General features: G+C 63.6%; 22 protein-coding genes. 9 read left to right on the top strand and 13 right to left on the bottom strand.

Features of this window, described 5'->3' with window-relative positions; translation table 11 throughout:
* Positions 1 to 64: 64 nt before the first annotated feature.
* The gene (locus tag QRN54_RS05555; RefSeq protein ID WP_007730102.1) at positions 65 to 490 is read left to right on the top strand and encodes an NUDIX hydrolase; all 426 of its coding nucleotides are present in this window, start codon (positions 65 to 67) and stop codon (positions 488 to 490) included.
* Here the strand turns inward: QRN54_RS05555 and QRN54_RS05560 are convergent.
* From QRN54_RS05560 to QRN54_RS05570, 3 genes are all read right to left on the bottom strand, one after another.
* Positions 447 to 1,826 carry a hypothetical protein gene (locus tag QRN54_RS05560; protein ID WP_223304380.1) on the bottom strand — a complete coding sequence of 460 codons (1,380 nt, stop codon included), beginning with the start codon at positions 1,824 to 1,826 and terminating at the stop codon, positions 447 to 449. The two genes, QRN54_RS05555 and QRN54_RS05560, sit on opposite strands and share 44 nt — an antisense overlap.
* A gap of 67 nt (positions 1,827 to 1,893) precedes the next feature.
* Positions 1,894 to 3,321, bottom strand: a complete 1,428-nt coding sequence (locus tag QRN54_RS05565; protein WP_073512164.1) for a hypothetical protein — start codon at positions 3,319 to 3,321, stop codon at positions 1,894 to 1,896.
* 9 nt (positions 3,322 to 3,330) lie between these two features.
* Positions 3,331 to 3,966 carry a TetR/AcrR family transcriptional regulator gene (locus tag QRN54_RS05570; protein WP_042926208.1) on the bottom strand — a complete coding sequence of 212 codons (636 nt, stop codon included), beginning with the start codon at positions 3,964 to 3,966 and terminating at the stop codon, positions 3,331 to 3,333.
* 128 nt (positions 3,967 to 4,094) lie between these two features.
* Here QRN54_RS05570 and QRN54_RS05575 point away from each other — a divergent pair, with 128 nt between their 5' ends.
* From QRN54_RS05575 to QRN54_RS05585, 3 genes are read left to right on the top strand one after another with little or no spacing between them, the layout of a single operon-like run.
* Positions 4,095 to 5,363 carry a cytochrome P450 gene (locus QRN54_RS05575; RefSeq protein ID WP_285181719.1) on the top strand — a complete coding sequence of 423 codons (1,269 nt, stop codon included), beginning with the start codon at positions 4,095 to 4,097 and terminating at the stop codon, positions 5,361 to 5,363.
* A 45-nt stretch (positions 5,364 to 5,408) separates the two neighbouring features.
* On the top strand, positions 5,409 to 6,161 hold the full coding sequence (locus QRN54_RS05580) for an isocitrate lyase/PEP mutase family protein (protein WP_007730096.1): 753 nt from the start codon (positions 5,409 to 5,411) through the stop codon (positions 6,159 to 6,161).
* 2 nt (positions 6,162 to 6,163) lie between these two features.
* On the top strand, positions 6,164 to 7,183 hold the full coding sequence (locus QRN54_RS05585; RefSeq protein ID WP_285181720.1) for a DUF2804 domain-containing protein: 1,020 nt from the start codon (positions 6,164 to 6,166) through the stop codon (positions 7,181 to 7,183).
* Between the two features lie 88 nt (positions 7,184 to 7,271).
* Here QRN54_RS05585 and QRN54_RS05590 read toward each other — a convergent pair whose 3' ends face one another.
* A complete protein-coding gene (locus tag QRN54_RS05590; RefSeq protein ID WP_285181721.1) occupies positions 7,272 to 8,510 on the bottom strand; it encodes an HNH endonuclease signature motif containing protein in 1,239 nt (412 codons plus the stop codon).
* A gap of 198 nt (positions 8,511 to 8,708) precedes the next feature.
* Between QRN54_RS05590 and QRN54_RS05595 the strand changes: the two genes are divergently transcribed.
* On the top strand, positions 8,709 to 8,861 hold the full coding sequence (locus QRN54_RS05595; RefSeq protein WP_047268844.1) for a hypothetical protein: 153 nt from the start codon (positions 8,709 to 8,711) through the stop codon (positions 8,859 to 8,861).
* Positions 8,862 to 8,951: 90 nt separating this feature from the next.
* Here the strand turns inward: QRN54_RS05595 and QRN54_RS05600 are convergent, their stop codons facing one another.
* The 7 genes from QRN54_RS05600 to QRN54_RS05630 all read right to left on the bottom strand — a co-directional run bounded on the left by QRN54_RS05600 (position 8,952) and on the right by QRN54_RS05630 (position 16,425).
* On the bottom strand, positions 8,952 to 10,574 hold the full coding sequence (locus QRN54_RS05600; RefSeq protein WP_042450439.1) for an amidohydrolase: 1,623 nt from the start codon (positions 10,572 to 10,574) through the stop codon (positions 8,952 to 8,954).
* Positions 10,575 to 10,583: 9 nt separating this feature from the next.
* Complete coding sequence (locus tag QRN54_RS05605; protein ID WP_003941536.1) at positions 10,584 to 12,761, bottom strand: AAA family ATPase; 2,178 nt, start codon at positions 12,759 to 12,761, stop codon at positions 10,584 to 10,586.
* 21 nt (positions 12,762 to 12,782) lie between these two features.
* Positions 12,783 to 13,613: a CDP-alcohol phosphatidyltransferase family protein gene (locus QRN54_RS05610; protein WP_029254795.1), complete on the bottom strand. Its 831-nt coding sequence runs from the start codon at positions 13,611 to 13,613 to the stop codon at positions 12,783 to 12,785.
* Between the two features lie 59 nt (positions 13,614 to 13,672).
* Positions 13,673 to 14,386, bottom strand: a complete 714-nt coding sequence (locus QRN54_RS05615; RefSeq protein WP_003941540.1) for a phosphatidylserine decarboxylase — start codon at positions 14,384 to 14,386, stop codon at positions 13,673 to 13,675.
* Positions 14,387 to 14,458: 72 nt separating this feature from the next.
* Positions 14,459 to 15,478, bottom strand: a complete 1,020-nt coding sequence (locus tag QRN54_RS05620; protein WP_042450437.1) for a DNA polymerase III subunit beta family protein — start codon at positions 15,476 to 15,478, stop codon at positions 14,459 to 14,461.
* The gene (locus QRN54_RS05625; protein ID WP_007733713.1) at positions 15,468 to 15,920 is read right to left on the bottom strand and encodes a hypothetical protein; all 453 of its coding nucleotides are present in this window, start codon (positions 15,918 to 15,920) and stop codon (positions 15,468 to 15,470) included. Before QRN54_RS05625 ends, QRN54_RS05620 begins: the two co-directional genes overlap by 11 nt.
* 34 nt (positions 15,921 to 15,954) lie before the next feature.
* Positions 15,955 to 16,425, bottom strand: coding sequence for an SRPBCC family protein (locus QRN54_RS05630; RefSeq protein WP_003941500.1), 471 nt, complete (start codon positions 16,423 to 16,425; stop codon positions 15,955 to 15,957).
* Positions 16,426 to 16,614: 189 nt separating this feature from the next.
* Here QRN54_RS05630 and QRN54_RS05635 point away from each other — a divergent pair, with 189 nt between their 5' ends.
* Positions 16,615 to 18,006: an amino acid permease gene (locus tag QRN54_RS05635; protein ID WP_165639224.1), complete on the top strand. Its 1,392-nt coding sequence runs from the start codon at positions 16,615 to 16,617 to the stop codon at positions 18,004 to 18,006.
* Here the strand turns inward: QRN54_RS05635 and QRN54_RS05640 are convergent.
* Both QRN54_RS05640 and QRN54_RS05645 read right to left on the bottom strand, forming a co-directional pair.
* The gene (locus QRN54_RS05640; protein WP_165639225.1) at positions 17,978 to 19,231 is read right to left on the bottom strand and encodes an NAD(P)/FAD-dependent oxidoreductase; all 1,254 of its coding nucleotides are present in this window, start codon (positions 19,229 to 19,231) and stop codon (positions 17,978 to 17,980) included. The genes QRN54_RS05635 and QRN54_RS05640 overlap by 29 nt on opposite strands.
* A 156-nt stretch (positions 19,232 to 19,387) precedes the next feature.
* A complete protein-coding gene (locus QRN54_RS05645; RefSeq protein WP_003941492.1) occupies positions 19,388 to 20,533 on the bottom strand; it encodes a PucR family transcriptional regulator in 1,146 nt (381 codons plus the stop codon).
* Positions 20,534 to 20,615: 82 nt separating this feature from the next.
* Here QRN54_RS05645 and QRN54_RS05650 point away from each other — a divergent pair, with 82 nt between their 5' ends.
* From QRN54_RS05650 to groL, 3 genes are all read left to right on the top strand, one after another.
* Positions 20,616 to 21,401 (top strand): HAD-IIA family hydrolase, encoded by a 786-nt coding sequence (locus tag QRN54_RS05650; RefSeq protein ID WP_020906711.1) that lies wholly within the window; start codon positions 20,616 to 20,618, stop codon positions 21,399 to 21,401.
* A gap of 81 nt (positions 21,402 to 21,482) precedes the next feature.
* Entirely contained in the window at positions 21,483 to 22,040 is a 558-nt protein-coding gene (locus tag QRN54_RS05655) for a DUF6764 family protein (RefSeq protein ID WP_019744475.1), read from the top strand.
* Between the two features lie 273 nt (positions 22,041 to 22,313).
* A complete protein-coding gene (groL, locus tag QRN54_RS05660) occupies positions 22,314 to 23,939 on the top strand; it encodes a chaperonin GroEL (protein ID WP_003941476.1) in 1,626 nt (541 codons plus the stop codon).
* Positions 23,940 to 24,088 lie beyond the last annotated feature (149 nt).

Genomic DNA, 24,088 nt, shown 5'->3' on the forward strand with positions numbered 1-24,088 from the left:
TTCGATGTGCAGCGAGTCGATTCGGACATCATCGGCACTCGCTGATACACGTAGGTTGGACGACGTGAATTCGTCGACACCCACCACGATCATCCGTACCGCTGCCCTTGCACACATTCGTGACCGCAAGCTGATCCAGACCCGCTCCGTGGGCAAGACGGCGTTCTACATGGCCGGCGGAAAGATCGACCCGGGGGAGACGCCCGAGCAGGCACTGCACCGCGAAATTCGGGAGGAACTCGACGTCGATCTGGTCGACGGGACGGTCACGTTCCTCGACGTCTTCGAGGCTCACGCTTTCGGACATTCCGCGGACACGGGCCTGCACATGAGTTGTTATCTGGCGGAGATGGCCGGAGACCCGCACCCGACCAGCGAGATCGCCGAGTTCCGCTACTTCACGCTCGCCGAGTACGCAGCGATGGACGAGGTGGCGCCCGGATCGCTCAAAGTGTTCCATCGCCTGGCGTCGATGGATCTGATCGACTGATCGGCGGAGGAACGGATCGATTGATCCGCCCCAATCGGAGACTCACGTAGGCGCAGACGGCCACGATGATCAGCGCCACGGCGTCGAGTATCAGAATGTCGGTCGAGATTTCGAACGGGCCGACCGTCGTGATGCCGTTGAAGGGCTTGTTCTCGTCGAGCGGCGTGTACGCCGTCCATCCGTAGTCGAACTGCGGATAGACGAGCAGGGCCAGCGCCGTCGGGCCGAAGATGACACCGAGTCCGACGAGTGCTCGCGACGCTCCGGTCCGCGGTGGCTCTCGGTACATCGCGCTGGCGATCGCGTATGTGACGACCGCAGCGGTGAAGGCGACAAGAAGATCGCTGATCGTGAGAACGTCACCGATCTTCGGCGACGGCGACGTGGCGTAGCTGACGATCCCGGCGACCGTGACCGTCAGGAGCAATCCGTAGCCGACGACTCGCGAGGGAGCGATCGCGCCGATCGCTGCCGCGGCGACGATGACGAGTCCGATCACGACGGCGGTGGAGGCGGGGGTTTTCGACCATTCCATGGCTTCGGTTGCGGGACGGTTCGCCGAGACCGCCGCCAGAGTTGCGACGGCAGCGGTACACATCAGCAGGATTCGACTGCCGTCGCCCAGCACCCGCGCGCAGATCACCGTGATCACCAGCGCGACGAGTAGTAGAGGCACCGCCGCCGTGACGGTGGTGATCTCGAACCACCAATTCGCAGCGACCCCGAAGAGAGTGAGCACCGCCGCGATAGTCACCGGTCGAACGGCCATCCGTTCCTTGGGGTGGTCCTTGTCGAAGTCGTGGAACCAGAACGCGGCGACGCAGGCGGCGGCCAAAGCGAGCGCGAGCAGTGTTGCCCCCAACACTGGTGGTTGAAACTGGTTGGTGTTGTCGGCGATGTAGTCCGCGTACCGCCGAGGAATAGCGTCTTCGTCGAGGAGTGAATCCGAGACATGCACGGCAACAATCGTTCCCGCGACGGAAGCGGCTCGGACCCGGGGAGCGGCAGCAACCGTGACCGCGCCGACAGCGACTCCCGCACCGACGGGTGAGAGTGCCTCGAAGTTGTGATCGTAGAGCCCGGGCAGTTCGAGTAGGAGTCCACCGAAGACCGTCATGGCCGCGGTCCGCAACCGGCAGCGGGCCATCATCGCGGCTGTCCCGACCGCGACGACAGCCAAGACGCCGGCGCCGATGGTCGAGATGGACCAGAATCGGTCGCCCGTCGAAATCGACGTCGACTGGCTGTTCACGAACGGTGCCAAGGCGACGACGGTGACGACGAATGCCGTCACACCACTCAGCGCGACGAGCAGCGTCCTGCGGGCGATGGGCACTGCTCCAAAATAGTCAATCCGGTACCAGTTGCACCGCAATAGCAGGTCTCAGTCCGGTGACGGTGTGTCAGTCGACTGGCTCCGGTTCGATCCGAGATTCCGTGGTGTCGACGGGTGGATGGGATCGTCGGAGGATCGCTGCACCGCAGAAGCCGATGATCAAGGCGAAGAGGATTGCAGCGCCGACGGTCTGAGGGGTGACGTAGTCGATGGTGATGCCTATTCCGCGTCCGAATAGTCCTCCGTTGGCGCTGACGTGCGCCGGGATGGGAAGTTCCATCAATCGCTGAATGTCTGCCGCTGTCAACTCTGGCGGCGCGGTGAGCTGATCGGTGAGAATGGCGATCGACGAGAAGGTCATTGCGGCAAAGGGAATGGCGAGTCCGAGTGTGGCGTCGACCAGGCTGCCGGGAGCCAGGGCACCGAACAGCAATCCGGCGGCGAGACCCAGCGAGGCGATCTTCAGTGCGATTGACCAGACACCGTGCGCGGAGTCGAAGGGCAGTAGTTCTGACAGCGGTACCGCAACGAGAACGGCGATGGGAACGAGGTTTGGCACCTGCTTGTGCAGTCGCAATCCGACGGCGACCGGCAGGGCTGCGAAAAGCACCAGTACCCAGGGGGACTTCAGGTCTCCCCAGTGGCCGGAACCCTTCGCGATGTCGACGAACAGCGGAGCCGACGCAGCGGCCAGAGCGGTTGCGGCCCAGAGGAACTTGCCACCAGCACCGGAGGTGTCGCCGAGACGGTAGGCGGCGATCCATGTCAACGCGAGCGCAGCGCCCGCTGCCAAGACCATGACGATCCAGGCAGTTGCCTCGGACGCGTACTGCTGGCGATCGATCACGGCGCCGAGCACTCGATGCCCGATCGCCAGCGCGGCGATCACCACGAGCGCGATGCGGATTTCGCCCGCGTCGGGCTTGCGGATCCGGAAGCCGGATTGCGCGGTCACTGCACAGGCGATTGCTGCTGCGGCCGTGGCGCCGATCAGCCACCACGACGGCTCACCTACCGAAGACGTACTCATCCGGCCCGTCCCGCCGGCGAACGTGCGAACCGCGAGGAAGGCGGCAAGCACGCCGAGGAGGGTGGCGTTCTTCGTGGCGGTGCGATCCCAACTGACGGCAACCACACAACCCAGAATCGCACCGGCTGCAACACTTTTGACGATGATCACGGCGATCAGCAGGTCCAGTGACGCAACCTCGGGCACGACTGCCCGAATGATCGCGATGACGGCGACCCCGACGGTGATCGCGATCCAGGCTGCCCGACGGGAGCCGCGACGCTGTGAGAGTGCGCAGGCAAGCACGGCAACCACGGCGCCGAGCCCGACAGCGGTGGGTCCACTGCTGATCCAGCGATCTACTTCCGACGGAGAGGCCACGATGGCCCAGTCACGGAGAACCGGATTGGTCAGGGCCAGCGCAGCGAGTATCCCGGACAGGAGCGCAGCGACGGTGGTGAGGATCGCTCGAAGATCGAGTGGCATCGGGCCAACCTATCGCGGCGCCGCGACATCGGTCGTGGGCGGCGTGAGTGCCGGAAACCAGATGTCGGTGAGAACGTCTGCTGCGACGTCCGCACCCGCGGTGATCGCGCCCTGTTCCGCCCAGCGAATGAAGAAGCGCTCGACTTGTGTCAGCAGGAGTTCGACCCGGAGTTTCGCCTCGTCGTGTCGGCTCTGCGGCCAGCGTGCCAGGTACGACGGCATCGCGTTGGGCAGTGCGGAGATGCCTTCGCGGGCCAGTGTGCGGAACTCGGGTTCGAGGACCATGGCCTCGTCCCACGCCCGCATCATGTGGTGGTGATCGCGGCACCAGTCGAGAGCGCGGTTGATCCAGCCGGCGAATTCTTCGCGCGAACCGGAATCGAGTACGTGGTCGAGATCCTGGAATATGGCGAGGGTGCTGGATACGACGGTGTTCGAGCCGAGCGCCTTGAGGATGTCGATCTTCCCGGGAAAGTGCAGGTAGAAGGTGGCTCGGCTGCAACCGACCCGGCCGGCGATGTCCTCGACGGTGACAGCCGCGTATCCGCGTTCGGTGAAGAGCGCGCCGGCGGCATCCACGAGGTCTGCGCGGGTTCGCTGCTTCTGCTTCTCTCGCAGCGTCAGTCTGCCGGAGGTATCTGTCATTACCAGGATCCTAGTGCCGCGGGGGCTCTCACGGGTCAGTTGCACGAGACTCTCCGTCTTTCACTTGACAGTCCGTTAGTGAAAGCTACTCTGTGGTGTAGCGCACATTCGACCGATCAGAGGACGCCATGACCATCTCGGACACAACACGCACGCCTGGCCTGCCGGCCGGATTCGACGTCACCGATCCTGCTGTCCTCGGGGAGCGGATCCCTTTCGAGGAATTCGCCGAACTGCGTCGCAACGCACCCGTGTGGTGGTGTGAGCAGCCGTCGACGGTCGGTGGATTCCAGGACGAGGGCTACTGGGTGGTCTCGCGTCACGCTGACGTCAAAGAGGTCAGCCAGCGCAGCGATGTGTTCTCGAGCTGGGAGAACACCGCGATCGCGCGTTTCGCCGACGACATGCCACGTGAGGCCGTCGAGATGCTCCGGCATCTTCTGCTCAACAAGGATGCACCGGAGCACACCAAGCTCCGCAAGCTGATTTCGAAGCTGTTCACGCCTCGCGCGATCAACGGCATGCGCGACGAATTGGATCGTCGTGCACGGAGCATCGTCGACACCGCTGTGAGCGAAGGCCCGGGCGACTTCGTGAAGCAGGTTGCCAGCGAGCTGCCGCTCCAGGCGATCGCGGATCTGATCGGTGTACCGCAGGACGATCGAGACAAGCTGTTCAAGTGGTCCAACGAGATGATGGGCTACGACGACCCGGAATACCAGGGTGATCCGGCAGTCGCGTCCACCGAGGTCCTCGGATACGCGTACCAAATGGCAGACGCACGTCGTACCTGCCCGGCAGACGACATCGTCACCACTCTGGTCCAGGCCGACATCGACGGCGACTCCTTGAGCCCGGAGGAGTTCGGGTTCTTCGTGCTCATCCTGGCGGTCGCAGGGAACGAGACCACCCGCAACGCCATCACGCACGGAATGATCGCGTTCCTGGACAACCCCGAGCAGTGGGAGCTGTACAAGAAGGAACGTCCCAAGACGACGGCCGACGAGATCGTCCGTTGGGCGACACCCGTCACCGCCTTCCAGCGCACCGCGCTCGAGGACACGGAATTGGCAGGAGTGTCGATCAAGAAGGGGCAGCGCGTGGTGATGCTGTACAGCTCCGCGAACTTCGACGAGGACGTCTTCGAGAACCCGATGACGTTCGACATCACTCGTAACCCCAATCCGCACTTGGGCTTCGGCGGAACGGGCGCGCACTTCTGCATCGGTGCCAACCTCGCTCGTATGGAGATCGACTTGATGTTCAACGCGATCGCCGACAACGTCCCGGACATCACCAAGATCGGTGATCCGCGCCGTCTGCGCTCGGGTTGGATCAACGGCATCAAGGAGTTCCAGGTCGATTACAAGAGCACAGGCTGCCCGGTCGCTCACTAGAGTCGGTAGGTGAGAGGTACACCCACGATCTCGAGGAGCCACCGCATGACTTCGATCAACGACAAGGCAACTGCTCTATTGGCGTTGCACCAGCCAGGTAATCCGGTCATTCTCCCGACGGTATGGGACGCGTGGTCGGCGAATCTTGCGGTGGCTGCCGGTTTTGCAGCCCTGACGGTAGGCAGTCATCCGGTTTCCGATTCCATCGGCAAGCCGGACAACGAGGGCATCACCTTCGACGAACTTCTGCACCGGATCAAGCAGATCACCGGTGCGGTCGACGCCCCGATCTCGGTGGACATCGAGGGTGGTTACGGGCTCGAGCCGGCAGTTCTCATCGACGGGTTGATCGATGCCGGCGCTGTCGGACTCAACATCGAGGACACCGTTCACAGTGAAGGCGGACGCTTGCGCGAGGCGCAGGAGCACGCCGACTTCGTGGGTGGGCTTCGTCAGGCCGCCGACGCAGCCGGAGTTCACGTTGTCGTCAACGCGCGCACCGACCTGTTCGTGAAGCAGGTCGGTGACGAGTCCGATCGCGTCGATCGCGCCATCGCACGCCTCAAGCTGGCGGCCGACGCCGGCGCCGACGTTCTCTACCCCGTCGGGCGGCATGACGACGCGACCCAGCGCCGCCTGACGTCCGAGCTCCCACTTCCGATCAATGCGATCGGAATCCCGGACCAGGACGACCCGGCAAGTTTCGGTCCGCTCGGAGTGGCACGTGTGAGCTTCGGTCCGTTCTTCCAGATGGCATTGGCCAACCGTGCGAACGAGATCTTGGGACGCTGGAAGTAAGAATGCAGACACTGATGTCGCCCGGCCCGCTTCTCGACGATGGCGGACATTTGGTCGAGACGGGTTGGGCCCCATCGGAGATTCGCAAGTATCGACGCTCTGCGATCACCGCTCCCAAGTTCCGGATCAAGGAGTGGGACTTCTACTGCGTTCTCACTGCGGATTACGGCATCGCGCTGACCGTCGCCGACAACGGGTACATGGGCTTGCTCGGGGTCTCCTGGCTCGATTTCCGAACACCACACGAGATCACCGAAAACGTGATGCTGCCGTTCCCGATGGGAAGGCTCGGCCTGCCCGAAAGCGCGGACGACGGTGATGTGGTGGTGTCGAAAGGTAAAGCTCGCTTCGAGTTTCGCCATGTGGACGGTGGGCGCCACCTGATCGTCGACTACCCGGCTTTCGACGGTGGACGAGGTCTTCATGCCGATTTGTTCCTGGCGAGTCCTGCCGATGACCGGATGGTGATCGCCACACCGTTTCCGAAGGCGTCCCGTTCGTTTTACTACAACCAGAAGATCAACTGCCTACCCGCTGCCGGGACCGTGCGAATCGGGAGCGACGACTTCACATTTCGCTCGGAGGACTCGTTCGGCGTTCTCGATTGGGGCAGGGGAGTCTGGACTTACGACAACACCTGGTACTGGGGTTCTGCATCCGGACTGGTGAACGGCGAGCGGTTCGGATTCAACATCGGTTACGGCTTCGGCGATACTACGGCGGCCAGCGAGAACATCGTGTTTGTCGGAGGGCGGGCACACAAACTGGACAGGATCGACTTCGGCATCCCGCAGGGAACGTACGACGGCGCTCCGTGGAACTTCTCGAGCAACGATGGTCGCTTCGAGATGACTTTCGAGCCGATCATCGACCGTGCCGCGACTTTCGACGTCGGGGTGCTGCGTTCGATTCAGCATCAGGTGTTCGGAAAGTTCTCCGGCACAGTGATCCTCGACGACGGTACCTCCGTGGTGGTTCGAGATCTCCTCGGATTTGCCGAGGAGGTTCGGAACCGCTGGTAGGCCGTACGTCTCCGCGAAGATGACGGAACGCAGCATGAGCACCGGGGCATGATCGTGCCCCGGTGCTCGCGTCTCGAGTTGTTTCACTTCAGGCTGCTGTCGGTGGGCTGTTCCCGCCGATCGGCTGCTGATACGGATCGATCGACATCGGTGGATAGAACACTGTTTTCCGATCCGGCCCGATCTCCACCCGCCACTCCGTGTGGTGCATCGTCCGATGATGATGACCGCACAACAAGATCAGATTGTCGAGATCCGTTGGGCCGCCATCGTTCCAGTGAACAATATGGTGAGCATCGCACCACCCCGACGGCGTCCCGCACCCTGGAAACGCACACCCGCCATCCCGAACCGCCAACGCCCGCCGCTGCGGCACCGTCGCTGTTCTCGCTTCCTTACCGCACTTGAGCGGAACACCATTCTCATCCAACAAAATCCGCGTCACGGTGCAGTCGCACGCCAACATCCGCGCGGTATCGATACTGATCGGACCTACCCAATCCGTCCACGCGAACCCCAACTCCTCAGTGGACGGCAGGAGGTCTTTCAGAACTTTAAGGTCCGTCATATCTTTTGCCGACGCGGTCACGGTGATGTGCGGTTTCACTCCGCCTTCGATCGGACCCAACCCCGCCCGCTCGTACCGCCGCAGTAATTCGCAAAACCCATCCGCCCGCCGCAGCGCCGGGGTGCGGGTGTCTTTGACGCCGTCCTTCTCCGGTGTCGGAGCCGACAGGCTCGACAATAACGTGATCAACCGGGCCCCGTTCACAGCATCTAGGTCGCCCTTCACAGTTACTCTGCCGTACAGGCCTTTCGACGCGTAGAACTCGTTACGTTCGGAATCCTCACCGACCGGAACCCCGTCCTCGCGTTTGCCGTACTGCTTCTCGATCCGCCGGATCGCCGCCCGCACCGCATCACAATCAGCGATGTTCTTCGACGCCAGGCCAAGCAGGATCCCGCGGGCCTTGTCCACATCCGCCAGGGTCATGTTCTTCGGCGGATGCTGACAAAACGACGCCACCTGACGGGCTTTCAACGCATCCACGTCACCGCGATGAAACGCATCGCCCACCACGGGTTCGAGCATCAACAACCGCGCCAACCCGACCAGCAGACTGCACTCACCGATCTCCAGATTCGTCGAACCATGCAACCACTGAGCGATCGCCCGAAAACCCTTCCCACCGAGAACGTCCCGGGAAAACATCTCCACGATCAGCAACACCATCCGCGACTGCAACTCGTGTCGGGCGCGCACCAGACCCAGAACCTCACCCTTGAGGTCCTCGCTATCCAGTTGCCATGCTTCCCGACTGTCCATGCTAAAAGTCTAATCGAACAAAGTTTCGAACACAAGACTTGTATCTCGAAAACTGTTCCTATGCAATAATTTTCGACAATTCCGATTTTTGGGACTTTTCGGATCTTCATTCGATTTGCGGCAGGCAATCTCGACTGCCTCATTGCATGGACTCTGCTGACACCGAGCACTCGGCATACATTCCGGCTTCATGTTGACGTGGACGAGGGCACTTGGACGCGTGGCCGCGCATGGGCTCTGTCGATTGCATTGGTTGCCTTGCCGTACTACCGCGACACGAACGAGCAGATCACGGCCTGGGCGAAACATGCGATTGCTCAGGTCGTTGACGACATCCGCACTGAACCCTGAGACCACCTGCGCCGTCTCCGTTTTCGCAACAATCCTTGGAACTCGAGCAGAGAAGGTTATCGGCCTTTGTCCACGGCGTTCGGCGACCGATCAGCCGATCGCGCTCAGGTCTCCGTACACCGTCCGACCCTCCAGGATGGTGGCGAGCACCGTGATGTCGGCCAGCCTGGTCGGCTCGACGTCGAGGGGATTTGCCGACAGCACAACAAGATCCGCGTAGGCACCGGGAAAGATGGACCCGATGTGATCTTCGCTGAACAGCTGCCACGCGGCGTTGACCGTGTGGGCGCGCACTGCGGCATCCACGGGGATCCGTTCCTGGGGTGCCACGACGCGGCCGCTGGGCGAAAGTCTGGTGACGGCGTCCTGCATATTCCGTAGCGGATTGGCGGGGGTGACGGGACCGTCGTTGTGGAAGGTGAACCGTTGCCCGGCCGCGAGTGCAGATCCTGCTGCGGCCCAGACGGATCCGTATTCGGGGCCGAACAGGTCATCCACCAGAACGTCACCCCAGTAGTGCAGGTGGTCGATGAAGATGCTGACCGTGACGCCCAGTTCCGCCGCGCGGACGAACTGATCCGGACGCATCGCGCCGACGTGTTCGAGACGCAACCGGTGATCGGGCCGGGGGTGCTCCTTCAGAAGTTGCTCCCACGCATCGAGAACCATGGTGATCGCGTCGTCACCGTGGGCGTGGCACGCCATCTGCCACCCTTTGGCGAAGTAGGCGGAACTGATGTCGTGGATCTGTTCGCCGGTGTAGTTGGCGTGCCCGTGCGTGCAGGCGATCCCGAGCGCGCGGGTGGCTTCGGTATCGAGATACGGGAAGCTGGTGGCGATGTTACCGACCCACGGTGAACCGTCGGACCAGACCTTGATGCCGATCTGGCGCACCAGGTCGTTTCCGTCGCCCGGTGACGCCTCGGTAGTGCGCGCGTCGTTGGACATCTCGTAGAGCCGCAGGCGGGTGGTGAGGAGTCCGGCGTCGGCTATCGCTGCCAGGGCGGGCCGCATCTTGGGGTCGAACGACAATTCGGCGATGGTGGTGATTCCCGCGGCGTTCAGCCGGGCGCATTCGGCCGCCACCAGTGCGGGGAAGTCGTCACCGATGGTGACTGCGTGGCCCGCGACTGCGAACACCGCAGGCATTTCGTACGCGGCTCCGTCGAGTGCGCCCGTCGCGTCGTGGCCGTACGATCCGCCGATCGGATCGGGGGTATCGCGGGTGATGCCGGCCTGCACTGCTGCCGCCGTGTTGAAATACGCGACGTGTCCCGAGTTGTGCATGATCACGAGGGGGTACTCCGGCGCTACGGAGTCCAGCCAGTCGATGGTCGGATCGGGTAGGCCCTTCTGCAGCAACGGGTCCCAACCGTTCAGAGAAGCGCCGGCAGCACCTCGCGAACGAACAGTGTCGACGACGGCAGCAACTACGGCGTCCGCCTCGGCGATCGTGACAGGCCGGATGTCGACGACGTCAGGCCCGAGCACGATGGCTTCTTCCAAAGGGTGACCGTGTGGCTCGATGAACCCCGGCAGAACAGTGGCACCTCCGACGTCGACGACGCGGGTATCCGGCCCCACCAGTTCCTCGACGTCCGTGCGCGCGCCGACGGCTGTGATCCGGCCGCCCGTCACGGCGAGCGCCTGGGCGCGTGGTGCTTCCTCGTGCATGGTCACGATGTCGCCGTACAGAACCAGATCAGCAGCCATGGTCAGTCCTTATCGGTTGTCCGCGTACGCCTGTAGGTGTGCCACCTGCTCGGGATCGAGTGAGGGACGTACCTTCTCACGGGCGGTTGCCACGTCCGCGGCCGTCACGTCGGCCGCGTCCATGCTCCGACGCATGGCGGCGAGTGCAGCCTCACGCAGGAGAGCCGAGCAGTCTGCTGCCGAGTATCCCTCGAGATCGACGGCCAGAATGTCCAAATCGACATCTTCGGCGAGCGGTACCGACTTGCCGGAAGCACGCAGAATCGCTTTGCGGGCCTCCGCATCCGGCGGCGGTACGAATACGAGACGTTCGAGTCTGCCGGGGCGCAGAAGAGCCGGGTCGATCAGATCCGGTCGGTTGGTGGCGCCCAACACCACGACGTCGCGTAGCGGTTCGACGCCGTCGAGTTCGGTCAGCAACGCGGCTACGACGCGATCCGACACCCCGGAGTCGGAACTTTGACCACGACGCGGGGCAAGGGCGTCGATTTCGTCGAGGAAGATCAACGAGGGCGCCGAATCGCGTGCGCGCTGGAACAACTCGCGTACGGCCTTTTCGGAGGCGCCGACCCACTTGTCCATCAGCTCCGCACCTTTGACGGCGTGGACGCTGAGGTGACCTGAGCTGGCAAGGGCACGAACGAGATACGTCTTACCGCAGCCGGGAGGGCCGTAGAGGAGCACGCCGCGGGGTGGGTCGACACCGAGGCGTGCGAAGGAGTCGGGGTGCTGTAGCGGCCACAGCACCGCTTCGGTGAGGGCCTGTTTGGTTTCGACCATGTCGCCGACGTCGTCGAGGGTGACGCTGCCGATCGACAGTTCTTCGGTACTCGAACGGGACAGTGGCCGAATCACTTCGAGGGCACCGACAAGATCTTCCTGCGTGATCTCCGGAGAATCACCGGATTTGGACGCCCGCGTCGCCGCTCGCAAGGCAGCTTCACGGCAGAGCGCCGCGAGGTCGGCGACCACGAATCCCGGTGCGCGCGAGGCGATGGCGTCGAGTTCGAGGGTTCCGGTGGGCACGCGGCGGAGCAGGAGTTCGAGCAACGCCTTGCGGGTTGCGCCGTCCGGCAGGGTAAGTGCGAGTTCTCGATCGCAGAGATCCTGGCCGCGAAGGCGCGCGTCGACGGTCTCCGGATGGGCGGAGGTCGCGACGAATGCCACGCCCGGGGTTGCGACGGCGCTGCGCAGTTGTTCGAGGATCAGTGCGGACACCGGTTCCGCGGTGGCCGGAAGCAGAGCGTCGATGTCACTGATCAGCAGTACACCACCGCCGCGCACGGCAGCAACGGCGTCGACGATTCGCTGCAGGCGGGTATTCGCCTCGGTGGCACCGACTCCCGGGCCGTCGAGTTCGACCAGTTTGCGCGAGGACAGGACCGAGCGGGCCAACGTGGCTTTGCCCACGCCGGCGGGGCCCGTGATGAGGACGCCGAGGTGCGGTGAGGCGCCGAGCGTACGGAGCAGTTCTGGTTCGTCGAGTGCCAGGCCGAGCCACTCGGTCAGCTTGGCTGCCTGCGCTTGCGCGCCGACGAGGTGATCCAGCGGAACCGACGGTGCAGGCTCGATCGCGACGGCGGCCGGACTGGAAACAAGCGCACTCGGTGTCAGTGTGCCCGCCGAGCCGGAACCCCAGTTGACTGCCGAATTCGGCTGGACGCTGACCGGACCACCGGCAGGTTCGACGGCCGTGACGGTGAGCAGTTCGGATGTCCACGCGACGCCGAAGGTACGGGAAAGCGCTTGGGTGGCTTCGGAAGTGCTCGTACCCGGACCGAGATCGCGGGGGAGGAGCGAGACCGTGTCGCCGACGCTGACGACCTTGCCCAGAAGAGCTTGTCGCAGAACCGTCGAGCTGATCGAATTTGTCGCCATGGACGAGCCGGTGACGGAGACGGATCGCGCTCCGTACACCGTCACCGGACCGACCACGACGGAAGAGTTCTCGGTCAGGCCGACGTTCGACATGGTGACGTCGTCGAGAAGGATCGTGCCTGCCGGGGTTCCGGTGGGTGCACGGCCCGCGACGGTCGCGGTGCCGCGGGCTCCCATGAGTGCGATGGCATCCCATTCGCGGATGCCCAACGCCGCCAACGCTTCGGGGTGCAAGCGCACGACCCCGCGGCGTAGGTCGGCGGCAGAGGTGTTGAGTCGAACGGTGAGGGCGAGTTCCGGCGAAGTCACCTCTCGAGCGTACGTCGTGGACTAGCGGGGTCGCCGCAATCCGAGACGAGCGGCCGAGCGGCGACCACCGACGTTGGGTTGGCGTCGGATCGCGCGGCGTTCGGAAGGCTTGATGTCCCAGGTTTCGGGACGTGCTGCCACCCACCGCTTCGAGTGCACGGCAAACGGGATGTGCACCAGGTAGATCGCGATGAGAACGATCAGCAGGATGTACGGGTAGGTGATGAGTGCGGCCGCAGCCAACGTCACCAGGACGAGCAGGCCGGCCGCCATGTGCGGCGGCACGGATACCGACTTCATCGCCAGCGTCGGGATGCGGCTGACGATCAGTGCAGCCGAGAAGAGCGTCCACACGATGACGACGAAGTGCGAAGACCACCAGCCGTCACCCCACTGAGCCGTCGCGGCCAGGGGAGTGAGGGCGATGAGTGCGCCGGCCGGAGCCGGAACGCCGACGAAGTACTCACGTGCGTACGCGGGGACGTCGTCGTCGTCGAGCAGAGTGTTGAAACGTGCGAGTCGCAACACGATGCTGACCGCGTAGATCAACGCGATGATCCAGCCGATGCTGGTGCCGTCCAGCAAGGTCACGTACAGGACCAGGGCCGGGGCGACGCCGAAGGAGATGGAGTCGGCCAGTGAGTCGAGTTCGGCGCCGATCTTGCTGGTGGCGTCGAGCAGTCGCGCGATGCGGCCGTCGAGTGAATCGAGGACGGCAGCGGCGCCGATCATCGCGAGCGAGGTACCGGGTTGTCCGTCGAGAGCGAATTTGACGGCGGACAGCCCGGCGCACAGCGCCAGGATGGTGATGACGGACGGCAGCAACCGCACCGCCTGGGTGCGTTTGGGCATCTTCGCGCCGGGTTGGGCTGCTCCCGGCTTCTTCACGGCTGACTTCATCTTCGGCGTCTTCACGGCAGTTGCGCGATAACTGTTTCAGCACCGATCGTGCGTTGTCCCGGCTCGACCAGGAGTGTGGTTCCGGCGGGGAAATAGGTGTCGACGCGTGAGCCGAAACGGATCAGTCCGTACGTGTCGCCGATCGGCAGGACGTCACCGACACCGGCGTAGCAGACGATGCGGCGTGCAAGCAGTCCCGCGATCTGGACAACCGCAACGTCGTGACCATCGGCGGTTTCGATCAGCATGCTGTTGCGCTCGTTGACCTCGCTGGCGTCGGCGAGATCTGCGGAGAGGAACTTGCCTGCCTGGTGAACGACCTCTTTGACCGTTCCACCGACAGGGCTGCGCTGGACATGCACGTCGAGAACCGACAGGAAGATGCTGACGCGCGGGCGCGGCTCGCTTCCGAGATTGAGCTCGGCGGGCGGAACGGCGTTGTCGACCAACGCCACCTCGCCGTCGGCGGGTGCGACGACGACGCCGATGCGGTTGGGCGGCACCCGGTGCGGGTGACGGAAGAACGTGGCGCATGCGGCGGCGGTGGTCAGACCGGCTCGGCGCACCCACTTACGGTTGCGGCCCAGAGCTGCAACTCCCAGCGGGGCCAGCACGAACGGCAGGCCGGCGGGATGAAGTGGCGGAATCGCATGGCGAACCAGATCGACGATATGTCCGATCCCGGTGGGTTGCGGGGTTCCGGGGGGTGTGGGTCGGCGTGCCACAGGCTCCTCTAACTACTCGGTAGGTCTTCTGCTGGTCGCACTGACAGTACGGGGTGGTAGAGCATCCATAGATTACGTGAACGCCTTCTCTCCTACAGGCTGTAGTGGCATCAAGTACGAGTAGTACCCGACACAGTCGCCGGTGCGTATCGCCAGCGGGAGCGTCGCACCGCTTACTCGGATCACCAGTTGCCGCCCCGGTTGGGCTGCGGCGGCGTCGCGCAGTCGCTGCCGGTCGACCAGTACTCGGAACTTCTCACGGGGATCCGTTCCGCCCGGATCCACCCGGGCACCACCGTCTTCGCCGACGCTGACGACGGCACTGTCCTCGGTGCCGTTGAGCAGGGCGGCAAGGTGGTCGCCGCTCAGTTCGACGGCGTTGTGGTGCTCGCGCAGGATTCGGTGATCGGGGAACTCTCCGTCCTCGATCAGGGGGCTGGACACCTCACCTCCCGGATACGACGCAGTCACCGTGCGCGCGGAGAAAGTCAGCGTCACGACGCCGGCGACGTCGCGCAACAATCGCGCGAAGGTGACGGGAACGACAGCGGACACCGTCAGAGCGGAGTGAACTGTCACCTCGGCGACCGCGAGCCGGAACTGATCAGTGGTGACAAACGCAGCGACGCCGTCGTGAATGTCGAGGTGGACGCCGCGAAGTATCGGGAACTCCGATTCCTCGTTCACGGCGAACAGCACGGCGTCGAGTGCGCGTCGTAGATCCCACGAGTCGATGTCCACGCCGCCGGAGATAGGTAGCGCGTCGATCAGGCGGTGGATTCGTCCCAGTTCGGCCCGGGCGTCGGCGAGACCGTCCTCGAGGTTGCGCAGATGGGCGTCGAGGCACGAATGGGGTTCCGGTCCGGTCAGGACGGCCATCATGTCGCGGATCGGAACACCGACGCGCCGCATACCGGCGATCACGCGTGCGTCGCGGAGTTGGTCGTCGGTGTACCAGCGGTAACCGGTGTGCGGATCGACGGAATGCGGGACGAGCACGCCTTCCTTGTCGTAGAACCGCAGCGCGCTGATCGGGAGCGCCGACGCCCTGGACATCTCGCCGATCGTCAAGAGGGCGGAACTAGTGGTCACGGATCAATTCTGCCCGCAGTCGCTCGATAGCGCCCCTGATCATCCGGCCGTAACCGTCGTCGGCGAGTGTGCCGACCGACGCCTCGGCCTTCGTCAGATGCTCGACGGCCTCGGCGTCGCGTCCGAGTTTGCGGTAGTCGGCAGCCAGGTTGAGGTGCAGCGATGGATAGAAACCGGCGACCTGCAGCGATGCGTGGTGTTCCTGGGCTCGCGCGTCGGTCAACGAATCTGCAGCGTCGAGGGCGCGCAGGTCCCAGCAGAGCTCTTGAGCCGGATCGTCTTGAACGTCGGCCATGTAGTGCGCGAGGGAGACGATGTGGAGCGCATCGGGGGCGGCGCTGATCTCTTCCCACACCTTCTCGAACGCAGAGCGAGCCCCGGCTCGATCGCCGGAGCTCGCCAATTCTTGTGCCTGCGCTATCTGTGTCATCACGGGATCCATGGAACGGATCCTGATGCCTCGACCAGGTCGAGGGTCAAGCAGAGGTGCGTGCAGCCGCCTCGGCCTCGCTCTTCACACGCTTCAAGGTGGCATTCATGCCTTCAACGAGCTCGACCTCGAAGTCGGCGTTTCCGCCCAGGACGGTCTTGACGAGGAACTGCGAGACCTTCGACGTTCCGGTGGGAGCCTCGCGACGCTCGGTCACTTTGGTGCCGGTAGCGGTCGGCTCGAGTTCGTAGGACCAGATCGTGCGGTTCTCCGCGATGCGGAACGCCACCGACTTGTTGGGCTCGAAGCGAACGACCTTCGACGACGTCGGCCAGACCAGCAGGCCCTTGCGGTTGACGTTGATCGTCTTGGCACCCTCACGGACGGTCCCGCCGATTACCTTCATCACCTTGCACTGGGGGCTCCATTCGCCCATGCGCTGCAGGTCGGCGACGATTGCCCACACGTCCTGCGGTGATGCGTCGATGTCGATGCTTGCTTCGAGGGTGTTGGACACAGTCTCTCCAGTCGAGTTGATGCTACGTAAAGTTACAAACACTTTTGTCGATCGTAAGCGATCCGTCAATGGACCATGTGTGTCAGGTCACTGTACGGCCGTCCAACAGGGTCGTGCGGGAACACGCGCGGTGGTAGCGGACAATGGTTCGCGCACGTATGACGATCCATCCGACTGGAGTACCGAGAAGTGAACAGCGACGCAGCGACGCAGGATGGCCTCAAGCGAGGGCTGACAGCGCGCCATATCCGCTTCATCGCCCTCGGATCAGCCATCGGAACCGGACTGTTCTACGGCAGCGCCGAGGCCATCAAACGAGCCGGCCCGTCGGTGCTCCTGGCCTACCTGATCGGCGGTATCGCGGTCTACCTGGTGTTGCGAGCGCTCGGCGAGATGGCGGTCCGTAACCCGGTTTCCGGTTCGTTCAGCGAGTACGCGAACAAGCACCTCGGACCACTCGCCGGTTTCATGACCGGGTGGACGTACACGTTCGAGATGGTGATCGTGTGCCTCGCCGACGTCACCGCCTTCGGCCTTTACATGCAGTTCTGGTTCCCGGACGTACCGAGATGGATCTGGGTTCTGGCTGTCGTCTTCTTCATCGGCGCGATAAACCTGTTGAGCGTCAAGGTCTTCGGCGAACTGGAATTCTGGTTCACGCTCGTGAAGATCACCGCCATCATCGCGATGATCGCCGGGGGCATCGCGATCATCGTGTTCGGATTCGGCGTTCACGACACCGATGCCGGAATCAGCCACCTCTGGTCGGACGGCGGGTTCTTCGCGACGGGCTTCGGCGGATTCGTCGCGTGCTTTGCGATCGTGATGTTCGCGTTCGGCGGCACCGAGATCATCGGTATCACCGCGGGCGAAGCCGAGGATCCGGCGCAGACCATCAGGAAAGCCGTCAACACGGTCCCGGTGCGCATCATTCTCTTCTACATCTGCACCCTGGCTGTCATCATGGCGATCATTCCGTGGCAGACCATCAACTCCGACAACAGCCCGTTCGTCCAGATCTTCGAGAATCTCGGATTGGGAACGGCCGCTTCGATCCTCAACATCGTCGTCATCACCGCAGCCCTGTCGGCCATCAACAGCGACGTTTTCGGTGCGGGTCGCATGATGTTCGGAATGTCGCATGCCGGCCAGGCCCCGCAGGTGATGAAGAGAGTCTCCGCCAACGGTGTTCCGTGGATGACCGTTGTCATCATGACCGTTGCCCTGTTGGTGGGAGTACTGCTCAACTACCTGATCCCGGACCAGGTGTTCCTCGTCATCGCCTCGCTGGCGACCTTCGCCACCATTTTCGTCTGGATCATGATCCTGCTCTCGCAGTTCCGTTCCCGCGCTCAGATGAGTGCAGACGAAACAGCGGCACTGAAGTTTCCAGTGCCGCTGTGGCCGTACGGTCAGATCTTCGCGATCGTGTTCCTGGCTTTTGTCATCGTGTTGCTCGGCGTCATCGTCGATACCCGAGTTGCCTTGCTCGTCGGTGCCGGATGGCTGGTTCTGCTGACGGGCGCGTACTACAAGTGGGTGAAACCGGCTGTCAGCGCAGCGGATCGAAGCGGCGCATGACGGTCGGCGTCTGAGCGCCGGTCATCGAGTCGGCCACCATCTTTCCGGTCAACGGACCCAGGGCGATTCCCCACATTCCGTGACCACCGGCGACGTGCACGCGCGGCGAGCGCGTGGCGCCGATCAACGGCAAACCGTCGGTAGTGCACGGCCGTGAGCCCACCCACTCCTCTTCCCGTGCAGTCCAGTCGATGCCGCTGAGCATCGGCTTGGCTGCATCGATGATCGCCTGCACCCGGCGCGGATCCAGCGGCGCGTCGGGGCTGCGGAATTCCATCATTCCGGCCACGCGGAAGCGATCGTGCAACGGCGTGCACGCAACGCGCTGGGTGGGGAAATACACAGGGTTCTTGGGGAGGTGCTCAGGCTTGACACTGAAGCTGTATCCGCGTCCGGCCTGCACCAGTTTGCGCACACCGAACGGTGCGGCGAGCTTGTTCAAGCGGGCACCACTCGAGATGACTACGGAGTCACCGTCGCGTGAATCACCCTGTGCACTGCGAACACTGACTCCGCCGACCCGATCGTCGATCTGCGTGACCTCGAAACCGCTGACGATTTCTCCACCGCGTTCACGAACCGCGTCCGCCAACGAGTTCACGAACAACGGGGGATCGATGAAACGCTGATTACGCAGACGCAAACCGGCTTTCACACCCTGGCCGAGTGAAGGCTCGAGCGAATGAATCGCGTCGTAGTCGAGGAGGTCGAAGTCGACCTCGCCGCCGGCAGCTTCGACGTGATGGAACTCGTCCACCAAGGTCTGTCGGTCCTTCTCGGACGCAAACGCGGCGAGGAAAGGATCGGCAAGGCGCGTCAGCTCTTTGACGCCACCGTCGGCGAGTTCGTCGTACGCGCCCAAGGCTGTTCGGTTGACCTCGGTGTAGACCGACATCGCTTCCTGCCACTTCGACTGCGTGCAGTGGCGCGCGAACCCGACCAGGAACCGAATCAGCTTCAGATCGGTGGTCAGTGGCACGTACACCGGGGACGACGGGCTGAGCATCGCGCGCAAGCCGTATTGGAGCACTGCGGGTTCGGGCAGCGGAAGCGTCAATGCGGGGGCAAGCCAACCGGCGTTGCCCCAGCTCGCGTCGGCTGCGACCCCGTCGCGATCGACGACGGTGACCTCGACTCCACGTTCCTGCAAGAACCAGGCCGTCGACAATCCGACAACGCCCGCACCGACCACGACCACACGATCGGGGCTCTGACGAGTTCCCATGACGCACTCCTTCTACAGACTCTGCTCGAACCGAGACGCCGGTCACATCCGGCTCTTCTCTCAAGCATGAATCGCGGGGGCGGCAAAAGGACTGGCCGTTCGGCCATCGTCGGAGCTACCTCGTTGTGGATTCGCACAACGCACCGCCGCGCCTGCTCAGCGAGCGAGTTTGAACTGCAGCATCAGAATCAAGCGGGTGTCGGCGTCGGTCAGGTCGACGCCGCACATCTCCTTGCCTCGACGCAGGCGGTTGCGGAGCGTGTTGGGGTGAACATGCAGTGCGGCAGAAGAATTCGCCACGTCACCGCCGTGCTCGAGAAAGGCCTTTGCCGTCGCGACCAGATCGCTGCCGTGCTGAGAGTCGTGACGTTCGAGGCTTCCGAGTGGTGTGGAGTCGCCGAGTCCGTCGATGATGTCGGCGACGTGCAGGGCGAGAACGGAGGCCAACGTGTCCCTCATTCCCGCGACGGTTCCGCCGGACCGGCCATGACGAAGCGCTCCGAGAACATGGTCGGTGTCCGAGCGCGAAAGATGTGATTCGCTTGCAGACTTCACTGTCCGACCGACGGCCACTGCCAGGAATTCGCGGCCACGGGCGCGGGTGAGGAAGTCGGCGGACAATCGGCGAGCGTTGGTCTCGTCGGTCGCGATGACAAGGTAGATGGTCTCGGACAGTTGAGCGGCAACGGCGTCGACGGCCAGAGTGTCGAGGTACAAGCTCAAGGACGCGACCAACCCCGCCGGCAGTGGTCCCGCAACGGTTCCGACGGCGACGACGGTGAGCGGGCCTGCCAACCGCAAGTCGTCTGCGGCGCGGAATGCGGGTTCGCCACCGCCGATCAGAGCTTGGACGCGCTGGGATTGGCGACGGCGTGTGCTGTCGACCCGGTCACGCTCCGAGGCGATTCTCTCGGCCACGACAGATACCGCGGATCGAAGTATCGATTCCTGTGTGGGCGTCGGTGTTCCGGCGAGTGCGACCCAGATCGAGCCGACGGGGTGATCGTTCTCGCGAACTGCGATGACCAGGCGCGGCGTGATCGCAGGGTCTTCGAGATCAACGTAGATTGGGTCGCTCTCTCGGTGGAGACGATCGAATACTCCTGCGTCGGAGAGTAATTGGCGGAATCGGCTGGGTACCTGCCGGCCGAGGATCGTGCCGATGCGGGCTTCGTCCACGGCCTGCTCGCCGCCGGAGTACGCGAGGACAGTCGAGTTCTCGTCCTCGATCGTGACGGGAGCGCCGAGCAATTCGGCCAGAGAACCGGCAACGGAGAATAGGTCGTCGTCGCGCAGGTCCATGGGTGGGAGCCTACTGAGCGATCGACGGATTTCGGGTTCCGACGCCTCGGCAGGACCTCGATGGCGAATATAGGCTGGTGCAATGGCCGACATCGAAGGTGTTCTGTTCGATATCGACGGAGTCCTGCTCACGTCCTGGCAGCCGATCGAGGGAGCAGGGGAAGCCGTACGCGAAGTTCGGCGGCGGGGATTGGCCTGTGGGTTTCTGACCAACACCACTTCGCGCAGTTCGTCGCTCATCGCGCAGGGGTTGTGCGACGCCGGTATCGAGGTCGAGGCGAGCCAGATAGTTACTGCCGCCAGGCTCACAGGGGAGTACGTGCGGGCGACGTATCCGGACGCGCGGGCGTGGGTCCTCAATCACGGTGACGTGTCTGCCGATCTCGAGGGAATCGAATTCGACGACGCCGATCCTGAGGTCGTGATTCTCGGCGGTGCCGGCCCGGAGTTCACTCACGAGGCGCTGAGCCGAGTGCTCGAACTTCTGCTCGCCGGTGTGCCCGTCGTCGCGATGCACCGCGGGATGATGTGGGAGACCGTAGACGGCCTTCGGATCGACACCGGAACGTACTTGCCGGGCTTCGAGGAAGTGGCAGGTGTAAATATCGCCGCAGTGGGTAAACCGTCTCTCACGGGGTTCCTGACAGCCACGGAGCTGATGCATGTCGAACCTGAGGCGACGGTGATGGTCGGCGACGACCTGATCGGGGACGTCCTCTCCTCACAACGAGTCGGCTTGACCGGAGTTCTGGTGCGCACAGGCAAGTTTCGGCAAACAGTGCTCGATCTGTCGGTTCAGAAGCCTGATCATGTCATCGATTCGGTCGCGGATCTTCCGGCCCTTCTCGGGGTCGTCCTCGAGGCTTGACCAGGCGGGGGTGACGGACTTCACTCGAGCGGGTACTCTCGCGCCCGAATCCAATGAACTTGTTCCACGAAGGAGTTTTCTATGCCCTTGATCTCGTCAGTCTGGTTCCGTCGCTCATCCTCTCGAGTCAGCGGAATTTCCAGTAGTCGGTTGGGGGGCCGCCTGGCGAGAACAGGGGCTGTGATGACTGTAGGTATGGGGCTCGCCGCCGGGCTGGCGCTGACCGGTGCGGGAGCTGCTTCGGCAGCCCCCGTCACGTGTGTCTCGCCGCCGTCGGCCAATGACATCCAGGTCTCCGAGACCGCGAGCTGCGGCGCGCAGTCCGTCGGAGCCGGCCGTTCGCAGGCCGGTGCTGCCGAGAGCGGTACCGCTGTGAGCGTCGCCGCCGACAACGGCTACTCCAATTCATATGCAAACGGCTTCGGAACCGCGCTGGGGGCTTCTCGCGGTAACGGTCAGGCGCAGGCATTTGCGCTCGGCGGCGGTATCGCGCGGGCCGGGGCGGCTGACGGCAACGTCACCTTCGCCATCGCTGGTTACGGAGCGGGCGCTACGGCCGATGCCAACGGCGTCGACTGCGTCGGAGTGCTCTCGTTTGCGGTCAATTTGAGTAACGGACAGTTCTGCATCGCGGGCTGAGGCTCAACCTTGCACTCGGCACGCTCGAGTGCTAAAAATGCAGTTGGCACTCGCGAACCGTGAGTGCCAGGTCGAGGCAGTGAGACCGGGAACCATAGACACCCCCGGTCGTCCGTCGCGGGCACTGACTAGACCACAGGCGTAGATGGGTGACCAGGCAAATCGGTCGCCCGTGTAATGAGGTGACTGGTCAAACGGTCGCCTTGTGCCGATGAGGTGACCCGACGAGCGGTCACCTTGTGTGTCACCCCCTATCCGGAGGATCACTTCGCAATGGCAAAGATCATCGCGTTCGACGAAGAGGCACGTCGTGGCCTCGAGCGAGGCCTCAACGCCCTCGCCGACGCTGTCAAGGTGACGTTGGGCCCCAAGGGTCGCAACGTCGTTCTCGAAAAGAAGTGGGGCGCCCCCACGATCACCAACGATGGTGTTTCCATCGCCAAGGAGATCGAACTCGACGACCCGTACGAGAAGATCGGCGCCGAGCTCGTCAAGGAGGTCGCCAAGAAGACTGACGACGTCGCTGGCGACGGCACCACCACCGCTACCGTTCTCGCACAGGCTCTGGTCCGTGAAGGCCTGCGCAACGTCGCAGCCGGCGCGAACCCGCTCGGCCTCAAGCGCGGCATCGAGAAGGCTGTCGAGGCTGTCACAGCTCGCCTGCTCGAGACCGCCAAGGAGATCGACACCAAGGAGCAGATCGCTGCTACCGCCGGTATTTCCGCCGGCGACCCGTCCATCGGTGAGCTCATCGCCGAGGCTATGGACAAGGTCGGCAAGGAAGGCGTCATCACGGTCGAGGAGTCCAACACCTTCGGCCTGCAGCTCGAGCTCACCGAGGGCATGCGCTTCGACAAGGGCTACATCTCGGCGTACTTCGCCACCGATGCAGAGCGTCAGGAAGCCGTCCTCGAAGACGCGTACATCCTGCTCGTCAGCTCCAAGATCTCCACGGTCAAGGACCTGCTGCCCCTGCTGGAGAAGGTCATCCAGTCCGGCAAGCCGCTCCTGATCATCGCCGAGGACGTCGAGGGCGAAGCTCTCTCCACCCTCGTGGTCAACAAGATCCGTGGCACCTTCAAGTCTGTTGCCGTCAAGGCTCCCGGCTTCGGTGACCGTCGTAAGGCTCAGCTCGCCGACATCGCCATCCTCACCGGTGGCGAGGTCATCAGCGAAGAGGTCGGACTCTCCTTGGAGACCGCAGGCCTCGAGCTCCTCGGCCAGGCACGCAAGGTCGTCATCACCAAGGACGAGACCACCATCGTCGAGGGTGCCGGCGACGCCGACGCAATCGCCGGTCGTGTCAGCCAGATCCGCGCCGAGATCGAGAACAGCGACTCGGATTACGACCGTGAGAAGCTGCAGGAACGTCTGGCCAAGCTGGCCGGCGGCGTTGCAGTCATCAAGGCCGGCGCTGCTACCGAGGTCGAGCTCAAGGAGCGCAAGCACCGCATCGAAGATGCAGTGCGTAACGCAAAGGCAGCCGTCGAAGAGGGCATCGTCGCCGGTGGTGGCGTTGCACTTCTCCAGGCAGCTCCCGCACTGGACGACCTCAAGCTCGAAGGTGACGAGGCAACCGGCGCGAACATCGTTCGCGTTGCACTGTCCGCTCCGCTCAAGCAGATCGCATTCAACGCAGGCCTCGAGCCCGGCGTTGTTGCGGACAAGGTCTCCAACCTGCCCGCAGGTCACGGCCTCAACGCTGCGACCAACGAGTACGGCGACCTGCTCGCTGCAGGCATCAACGACCCGGTCAAGGTCACCCGCTCGGCACTGCAGAACGCAGCGTCCATCGCGGCTTTGTTCCTGACGACCGAAGCCGTTGTCGCTGACAAGCCCGAGAAGGCCGGAGCGCCTGCAGGCGATCCGACCGGCGGCATGGGCGGCATGGACTTCTGAGTCCATCTCCACCTAGCTCCTAGAGCCCGGCCCACCATTCGGTGGGCCGGGCTTTTGCTTGTGCGGAGGTATTTGCGGGCATTTTTGTCCACTACTGCGACGCGATCGCGGTTTCCCGTTGCGCGCTCGATGCTGTGTGCGTTTACGCC

Source organism: Rhodococcus sp. MEB032 (assembly GCF_030208925.1).
Lineage (GTDB): Bacteria > Actinomycetota > Actinomycetes > Mycobacteriales > Mycobacteriaceae > Rhodococcus_F > Rhodococcus_F qingshengii.